8 protein-coding genes and 1 pseudogene are annotated in these 8,674 nt (G+C 64.0%); 2 read left to right on the plus strand and 7 right to left on the minus strand.

Annotated features, from left to right (window positions below; all coding sequences use genetic code 11):
- Positions 1-306, plus strand: a pseudogene (locus PKA57_RS04200) (alpha/beta hydrolase); the annotation flags it as partial.
- Positions 307-331: 25 nt separating this feature from the next.
- Here PKA57_RS04200 and PKA57_RS04205 read toward each other — a convergent pair.
- The 7 genes from PKA57_RS04205 to miaA form a co-directional block, all read right to left on the minus strand.
- Entirely contained in the window at positions 332-1,906 is a 1,575-nt protein-coding gene (locus tag PKA57_RS04205) for an FTR1 family protein (RefSeq protein WP_324297803.1), read from the minus strand.
- A gap of 15 nt (positions 1,907-1,921) precedes the next feature.
- A complete protein-coding gene (locus tag PKA57_RS04210; RefSeq protein WP_324297804.1) occupies positions 1,922-2,239 on the minus strand; it encodes a cupredoxin domain-containing protein in 318 nt (105 codons plus the stop codon).
- 113 nt (positions 2,240-2,352) lie between these two features.
- Positions 2,353-3,036, minus strand: coding sequence for an aspartate/glutamate racemase family protein (locus PKA57_RS04215; protein ID WP_324297805.1), 684 nt, complete (start codon positions 3,034-3,036; stop codon positions 2,353-2,355).
- A gap of 132 nt (positions 3,037-3,168) precedes the next feature.
- Positions 3,169-4,188 carry a ketol-acid reductoisomerase gene (gene ilvC / locus PKA57_RS04220; RefSeq protein WP_324297806.1) on the minus strand — a complete coding sequence of 340 codons (1,020 nt, stop codon included), beginning with the start codon at positions 4,186-4,188 and terminating at the stop codon, positions 3,169-3,171.
- A 34-nt stretch (positions 4,189-4,222) separates the two neighbouring features.
- Positions 4,223-4,735 (minus strand): acetolactate synthase small subunit, encoded by a 513-nt coding sequence (gene ilvN, locus PKA57_RS04225; protein ID WP_324297808.1) that lies wholly within the window; start codon positions 4,733-4,735, stop codon positions 4,223-4,225.
- Positions 4,736-4,861: 126 nt separating this feature from the next.
- Positions 4,862-6,616, minus strand: coding sequence for an acetolactate synthase 3 large subunit (locus tag PKA57_RS04230; protein ID WP_324297810.1), 1,755 nt, complete (start codon positions 6,614-6,616; stop codon positions 4,862-4,864).
- Between the two features lie 177 nt (positions 6,617-6,793).
- Entirely contained in the window at positions 6,794-7,744 is a 951-nt protein-coding gene (gene miaA, locus PKA57_RS04235) for a tRNA (adenosine(37)-N6)-dimethylallyltransferase MiaA (RefSeq protein ID WP_324297812.1), read from the minus strand.
- 66 nt (positions 7,745-7,810) lie between these two features.
- On the opposite strand from miaA, the gene serB reads away from it, so the two are divergent.
- Positions 7,811-8,674: phosphoserine phosphatase SerB (gene serB / locus PKA57_RS04240; RefSeq protein ID WP_324297814.1), on the plus strand; the 864-nt coding region annotated here is incomplete at its 3' end.

Here is an 8,674-nt window from a genome sequence, read left to right on the forward strand (position 1 = left end):
CTGGCGAGCCCCTTCGCCGCCGGCTACCGCAGCGACGGCTCGACCGACGCGGCGCTTGCCGAGCGCCTCAGGCATGCGCCGCCGGTTCCCTGCACGGCCATCTACTCGAAGACGGACGGCATCGTTCCCTGGGCGGCCTGCCTCGAGGAAAAAGGTCCGCAGACGGAAAATATAGAAGTACAGGCCACCCATATCGGAATGGGTGTGAACCCGCTCGTGCTCTGGGCCATAGCCGACAGGCTGGCGCAGCCCGAGGGAGGCTGGCGGCCCTTCGACCGCTCAGGCTTCCACGCGATTTTCTATTGATGGATCGAGACGGAACGGAAGCGGCTCAGATCCGCAGCTCATATTCGAAGATGAGCTTCAGCGTGCCGTCCGGCGTCGAAGGCGTGACGCCAAAGAGATAGCCCACATCGTATTTGAGCTTGCCCGGCAGCCCCGCAATGCCCCTGAAGGTGCCCTGAACGGCCGGGCCGATCATATGTTCCTGATCGTCTCTGGAGTCGAAATTGTTGATCCGCCCGAATTCGCCATAGGCTTCGATCGCCGGCTCGAAAAGCGGATCGAGACGCCAGCGGCTCTGGAGCCTGTAGGTGAGGCCCACCCCGCCCTCGCCATTCGCGCCAAGCTCGCGCTCGAGAACCAGGTTGATCGTGTTCGTCGTGCGGCCGATGTCCTTGGCAATCAGCGGTCCGAAGGCAAGCTCGTCCGCATCGCCCTGCCGGTCGCGCACATGCTCATACTCGATGAGGAATCCGAGATCGGCGAAATATTTTCCCCGCTCGGTCAGCTGGAAGCGGTTTTCCCACTCCGTCGCATCGAAATGCGTGCTGCCGCCGGCATCCTTCTTCCAGATGCCATAGACTTCCGTGGCCCAGAAATCGGTAACGCCATAGGCAAGGCCCACCTTGTGTTTCTGCTCGTTGTCCTTCGAGGCATCCCCGTCGAAGGTGCGGTAGCCCTGATACTCGATCTCCACCTCGCCCTGCTCGACATAGGGCGAATAGACCTTGATCGCGGCCGCATCCGCATGGCCGCCCGGTATGAGGGCCGAGGCCGAAAAAGCGCCGAGAACGCAGGCGGCGACCCGCCCTAGCTTCTGGCCCGATCCGTTTCCGTAGATTTTCATTGCGCCCCCGATGATGACGAGAGTCCCGACATAGAAGAGAAGCTGAATACCCGAGGGGCGCGCCGTATAGCCGATCAGGGTGTGGAGGATCTGGCCGAGGATGCTCTGCTCAGTCAGCAGCCAGGACGTATCCCAGATGTTACGGCCGAGCGGCGGCAGGAGCCCGGCCCGTGTCAGATAATTCGCGCCCTGCGCGGCGAGGCCGGCGGCAAGCAGCAGGATCATCCAGCCGGTAACGGCAAAGAGCTTCTTCGTGGAAAGGTTGAGCAGCCCCTTGTAGAGCGCATAGCCGAGCGCGGCGCCGGAGACGACACCGATGATGCCGCCCGTCAGAAGCCCCGATGCGCCTGTACCGCCGCTCGCAATGCCGTAAAGGAAGAGCACCACTTCCGAGCCTTCGCGCAGCACCGCGATGCCGACCGCGATCGCAACCGCATAGAGCGGGCGCGCGCCGACCGCCACATCGCGCCCCACCGCCTTCATCTCGGCCGCAAGCTCTCGGCCATGGCTGTTCATCCAGACATTGTGCCAGCCGAGCATGATGACGGCGATGAAGAGGACGGATGCGTTGAAGACTTCCTGACCAGTGCCCTGGAGCGAATTCGCGATAGTGCCGGCAAAACCTGCGACGATCGCCGCGCCGAGAATGCCCGCGCCGACGCCCGCGACGAGCCATCGGTTGCGACCGGCGACCCCCGTCGTCGCCGCGGCGACGATGCTGACCACCAGAGCGGCCTCGATGACTTCACGAAAAACGATGATGAGCGTGGCCAGCATGACGGCCCCCCGACCTTACTTGACGATGATCTTGCCCTGAGCCGTCGACTGGTTAAATTCGCCGAAGAAGGGATAGCTGCCCGGCTCCAGAGGATCGAGATAGACCGAGATCTCGCCATGGGCCGGAACGATCTTCTCGCGATTGAGCTCGTAGGATTCGAACTCCTCGGGGGTCGGATCGAGATTCTTGATGACGAGCTTCGCTTCCTTGCCGGCCGGTATTTCCAGCTCGTCCGGCGTGAAGCGGTGGTCCTGAATGGTGATCTCGTAAACCTCGGGCTCCTGCGCCTGAACCGTTCCACCCGCCGCCAACGCCAAAAAGACTGCCGCCATCGCTGCAGTCGTCAGGAAACTCCGCGCCATTTCTTTGCTCGCTTCCGGCCTTTGCCTATGATTTCCGCATGTAATAATCATTCGCAAAAGCTGTCAACGCACAAATTGACGCATTACCTCACGCCCCTTGCGATCCGGGCCGCCGCCTCGAAGCCGATGCGGGGGCTCGAAAGCACCGGCACCGGCAAATCCCGGCACAGAGCCGCCGCAGGGGCCATGGAGGCCTGTGCGAGCACCAGCACATCGACATCATGCGCGGCCTCGGCAAGCCGGCGGGCGATTTCCTGGTAGTAGTCGTCGAGCCTCCCCTCCCGGAAAGCGGTCCAGACATCGTCGAAAAGGAAGGTCGTGAACTCGTAATCGCGGCCGATTGCACGCGCGGAATCGGCGATGAGGGCCTCGGTATTGGGCACGGTCGCCGGGATGCAGGCGCAGATGCCGATCCGGTGTCCCTGCAGCACCGCGAGATCGGCCATGGGCCGGTCGATCCTGAGAAGCGGCACGGGAGCATCGGCCGCCGCGCGCTCGACCGAGGCGCCGAGCGTCGAGCAGGTGCAGACGACGACCCGCGCCCCGCCCTCGGCAAGAGCGATCAGCGCCTCTTGCGTCATGAAGTCGAGAGCGGGCGTCACACGGCCGGCCTTTTCGGCGGCGGCGAGCAGGTCTTCCCGCACCACATGGGTGAGCGCGAGTTCAGGCGCGATCTCACGCCCCAGCGCGTTGAAGGTTTCGATATGGATCGCCGCCGTATGCAGGAAGGCGATGGCGGCGCCGTGACTTCTGCGTGATGGAGGCATGGGCGGTTTTCCCTCTGGTCGCCCCGGCTTGCATCGGGGGCGGTTTCATTCGGACGCCGAAAACAAAATGGGCCCTTCGCGATCTACGCGAAGGGCCCATCGAAACGGCTCGGGCTTATGCGCGAGATCGCGTCAGTTCTTGTCCTTGTCTACGAGTTTGTTGGCGGCGATCCACGGCATCATGGCGCGCAGACGGGCGCCGACTTCCTCGATCGGATGCGCGGCATTGCGGGCGCGAATGGCCTTGAAGCTCGTCTGGTTGACCTTGTTCTCGAGCATCCAGTCGCGCGTGAAGCGGCCGGTCTGGATGTCTTCGAGGACGCGCTTCATTTCCGCCTTCGTCTCGGCGGTGATGATGCGCGGGCCGGTGACGTATTCGCCATACTCCGCCGTGTTCGAGACCGAGTAGTTCATGTTGGCGATGCCGCCTTCGTAGATGAGGTCGACGATGAGCTTCACTTCGTGGAGGCACTCGAAATAGGCCATTTCCGGCGCGTAGCCAGCTTCCACCAGCGTCTCGAAACCGGCGCGGATGAGTTCGACGACACCGCCGCAAAGCACGACCTGCTCGCCGAAGAGGTCCGTCTCGCACTCTTCCCTGAAGGTCGTCTCGATGATGCCGGCGCGGCCGCCGCCGATGGCGGAGGCGTAGGACAGGCCGACGTCATGCGCGTTGCCGCTCGCATCCTGATGGACCGCGATGAGGCACGGCACGCCGCCGCCGCGCTTGTACTCCGAACGTACCGTGTGGCCGGGGCCCTTCGGCGCCACCATGAGCACGTCGATGTCCTTGCGCGGCTCGATGAGATTGAAATGGATGTTGAGGCCGTGGGCGAAGAAGAGCGACGCGCCCGGCTTCATGTTGGCGTGCAGATGGTCGCGGTAGATGTCGCCCTGAAGCTCGTCCGGCGTGAGCATCATCAGCACGTCGGCCCACTTGGCCGCTTCGGCAACCGACAGGACCTTGAGCCCCTCGCCTTCCGCCTTCTTCGCGGTGGCCGAGCCCTCGCGCAGCGCGACGGCGACTTCCTTCACGCCCGAGTCGCGCAGATTGAGCGCGTGAGCGTGGCCCTGGCTGCCATAGCCGATGATGGCGACCTTCTTGCCCTTGATCAGGTTCACGTCTGCGTCGCGGTCGTAGTAAACGCGCATGGGTCTCTCGTCCTTTTCGTCTCTAGATTAGCTGTTACATCGCCTCGGCGCCGCGGGCGATCGCCACGACGCCGGTCCGCGACACATCCACGAGGCCGAGCGGCCTCATCAAACCGATGAACGCGTCGATCTTGTCCGGCGCGCCCGTCACTTCAAACACGAAGGAAGAATGCGTGGTGTCGATCACGCGGGCGCGGAACGCATCCGAAAGGCGCAACGCCTCGACGCGCTTCTCGCCGGCGCCCGCAACCTTGATGAGCGCCATTTCGCGCTCGACAGACTTCGTCTCGGCAGTAAGGTCCACGACCTTGTGAACCGGGACCAGCCGCTCGAGCTGGGCCTTGATCTGCTCGATCACCATGGGCGTTCCCGCGGTCACCACGGTGATGCGGGAGGTGTGCTCGGCCTGATCGACCTCGGCGACCGTCAGGCTCTCGATATTGTAGCCACGGCCCGAAAAAAGCCCGATGACGCGCGCCAGAACGCCGGCCTCGTTGTCCACGAGTACCGCGATCGTATGCCGTTCGATCTTGCTGTCGTCGCTCATCAGGGCTCCCCGCGGGGTGAAATTCGTGAAGGAAGGGGCTCGCGCCCCGGTATTCGCTCCGGCTCTATAGCCCAAGCGAGGCCCGGGGCGAAAGGGCTATCGGCCCCCGAAAAGGGCCGACTTCCCTCAAACGAGCATCTTGCCCGCTTCGGTAACGGCCGCCGCCTCGATATCGTCGGCCAGAATCATCTCGTTATGGGCCGCCCCGGAGGGGATCATGGGGAAGCAGTTCTCGAGCTTGTCCACGACGCAATCGAAGATGACCGGTCCCTTCGCGTCGATCATTTCCTTGATCTTGGCGTCGAGTTCGCCCGGCTTCGTCGCCCGGATGCCGATGGCACCATAAGCCTCGGCGAGTTTCACGAAATCGGGCAGCGATTCCGAATAGGAGTGCGAGTAGCGCCCGCCATGCAGCAGTTCCTGCCACTGGCGGACCATGCCCATATACTCGTTGTTCAGAATGAAAATCTTGATCGGCAGCATGAACTGAACCGCGGTCGAGATCTCCTGCATGCACATCTGGATCGAGGCTTCGCCGGCAATGTCGATGACGAGCGCGTCCGGATGCGCGATCTGCACGCCCACAGCGGCCGGCAGGCCGTAGCCCATCGTGCCGAGGCCGCCTGAGGTCATCCAGCGGTTCGGCTTGTCGAAGTGGAAATGCTGCGCGGCCCACATCTGGTGCTGGCCGACTTCCGTGGTGATGTAGGTCTCGCGCCCCTTTGTCAGCTCATAGAGCCGCTGGATGGCGTATTGCGGCTTGATCACCTCGTCCGAGTGCTTGAAATCGAGCGAGCGGCGCGCGCGCCACTTGTCGATCTGCGCCCACCATTCGGCGAGCGCCGCCTTGTCCGGCTTGCAGACCTTCGCCTTCCAGATGCGGATCATGTCCTCCAGGACATGCGCTGCGTCGCCGACGATGGCGACATCGACATGGACGACCTTGTTGATCGAGGACGCGTCGATATCGACATGGATCTTCTTCGAGCCCGGCGAGAAGGCGTCGATGCGGCCGGTCACCCGGTCGTCGAAACGCGCGCCGATATTGATCATCAGATCGCAGTCGTGCATCGCATTGTTGGCTTCATAGGTGCCGTGCATGCCGAGCATGCCGAGCCACTGCTTGTCGGAAGCCGGATAGGCGCCGAGCCCCATCAGCGTCGAGGTGATCGGGTAGCCGGTGAGTTTCACGAATTCGCGCAGGAGCTGGCTTGCGACCGGCCCCGAATTGATGATGCCGCCGCCCGTGTAGAAGATCGGGCGCTTCGCCTCGGCGATGAGCGCGACCGCTTCCTTGATCGCCTCGACGTCGCCCTTGATGCGCGGGCGATAGGTCTTGTGGACGACGTTTTGCGGGCCGACATATTCGGCCTTCTGGAACTGCACGTCCTTCGGAATGTCGATGACGACCGGGCCGGGGCGGCCATGCGTCGCGACATAGAAGGCTTCGTGCATGACGCGCGTCAGCTCCTTCGCCGAATTGACGAGCCAGTTGTGCTTGGTACAGGGGCGCGTGATGCCGACCGTATCGCACTCCTGGAAGGCGTCGGTGCCGATCAGATGCGTCGGCACCTGCCCCGTGAGGCAGACGATCGGGATCGAATCCATCAGCGCATCGGTGAGGCCCGTGACCGAATTGGTCGCGCCCGGCCCCGAGGTGACGAGAACGACGCCCGGCTTGCCCGTCGAGCGCGCATAGCCCTCGGCGGCATGAACCGCGCCCTGCTCGTGGCGGACGAGGATGTGCTTGATCCTGTTCTGCTGGAAAAGCGCGTCATAGATCGGCAGCACCGCACCGCCCGGATAGCCGAAGATCGTGTCTACGCCCTGGTCAACCAGCGCCTTTATGACGATTTCTGCGCCTGTCATTTCCTGGGGCATGGTTCACATCCTTCGACTGAGCCGTCAGGGCCCACCTCATGCGGGCCGTTCTACTTTGCGAAACGTCTTCACGATCTGGGCGCCACCCGGAACGCGAATGCCCCGCATCAGGGCGGGGCATCACACATACGGCCGCGGGGCTTGCCTGCCATAAAGTGGCGGAAACCTAGCTGCCCCTCAGGAGGCGGTCAACCCCAAATCGTCAATAAATGAAAAGATTTCTCCATATGAGCTTTCCGAAAATTGCGTGTTAACTCTTTTCCACGCAATCATCTGAGTCCGGAACCATGTCTCCTGGCGCTTGGCGTAGCGGCGCGTCTCCGCCTGCCCCTCCCGGATCGCAGTGGAAAGCTCAATATTTCCAGAGAGATAGCCAAGGAGCGGCCGAAGCCCCAGCGCCTTCATGAGCGGAACATCGTCCGGGAGGCCGAGTTTCGAGAGCGCCTCCACCTCCGCCAGCGCGCCCTCCTCGACCATCGCCTCGAAGCGCCTGTCGCAACGCTCGCGGAGAAGCTCCCTTTCGGGCGCGAGCACGATACGGGCAAGTCCGCCCCTTAGCAGCGGCCGGGCCGGCTCCTTCTGCCACTGGCTGAGCGGCCTGCCCGTGGCCCGCGCGACCTCGAGCCCGCGCGCGATGCGCTGCGGGTCGGACGGGCGGATGACGGCGGCGAGTTCCGGGTCGGCCTCGCGGAGCAGCGCGTGCGCTCCCGCGCCCGCCGCCGCCACCTCGTCGCGGATGGCGAAGCGTATCTCCTCCGGCACGGAAGGGATGGGCGAGAAGCCTTCGATCAGCGCGCGGAAATAGAGGCCCGTGCCGCCGACGACAATGGGAAGCCGGCCGCGCGCCTCGATGTCGCGCAGCGCATCGACCGCCATCCGCGCCCAGCGCCCGGCCGAGCAGCGCTCAGCCCCCGAAAGCACGCCATAAAGATGATGCGGAACGCTGGCCTCCTCCTCGGGCGAGGGCCGCGCGGTCAGCACGCGCAGATCGCGATAGACCTGCATCGAATCCGCGTTGACGATCTCGCCGCCAAGCCGTTGCGCCAGCTCGAGCGCAAGCGCGGACTTGCCGCTCGCCGTCGGCCCTGCAATAAGGATCGCTCGTTTGACCTCGAGTGGCTTTTCCACCGCTTACCTTCTTCGTCGTCATGGCCCGCATGAAGTGGGGCATGCCGTGTCTGGACCCGTTTCGGCATGAAATACACCCTCACCCTCATCGGCAACAGCGCAACCTCGCTCGGCGACGAACTTGCCGCCGCCGCTTCCGGCCTGCTCCCCTCGCCCGCCGCGCCGGACTGGCTTGCGCATGGGCTTGCCTGCGACATCGCCTTCGAGGCGGAGGATGGCAAGGCGATCGAAGCGGCGCTGCGCAGGTATTTCGAGGGCGCCCGCATCGACCTTTCGGTCCAGTCATCCGGCGAACGGCGCAAGAAGCTGCTCGTCGCCGATATGGATTCGACCATCATCCAGCAGGAATGCATCGACGAGCTTGCCGCCGAACTCGGCATCAAGGAGCGCATCGCCGCCATCACCGGGCGCGCCATGCGCGGCGAGATCGCCTTTGAACCGGCGCTCAAGGAGCGCGTCGCTCTCCTCAAGGGCCTCGAGCTTGCCTCGCTTGAGAAGGTCTATCGCGAGCGCATCGTCGAAACGCCGGGCGGGCGCGCCCTTGTCGGCACGATGCGCGCGAACGGCGCGACCTGCGCGCTCGTCTCGGGCGGCTTCACCTTCTTCACCGAGCGTGTCGGCAATGCGGTCGGCTTCAACGTCAATCAGGCCAATACGCTTCTCTTCGCCGATGGCAGGCTCACAGGCGAGGTGGCCGAGCCGATCCTCGGGCGCAGCGCGAAGATCGAGGCTCTGGTGAAGCTCCGCGAGGAGCTGAAGCTCGCGCCGCATGACACGATGGCGGTCGGCGACGGGGCGAACGATCTCGGCATGATCGAGGAAGCCGGGCTCGGCGTCGCCTTCCACGCAAAACCCGTTGTCGCGGAAGTGGCGGACGCCCGCATCGACCATGGCGATCTCACGGCGCTGCTCTATCTGCAGGGCTACCGG

This window comes from Parvibaculum sp. (genome assembly GCF_035325945.1).
Lineage (GTDB): Bacteria > Pseudomonadota > Alphaproteobacteria > Parvibaculales > Parvibaculaceae > Parvibaculum.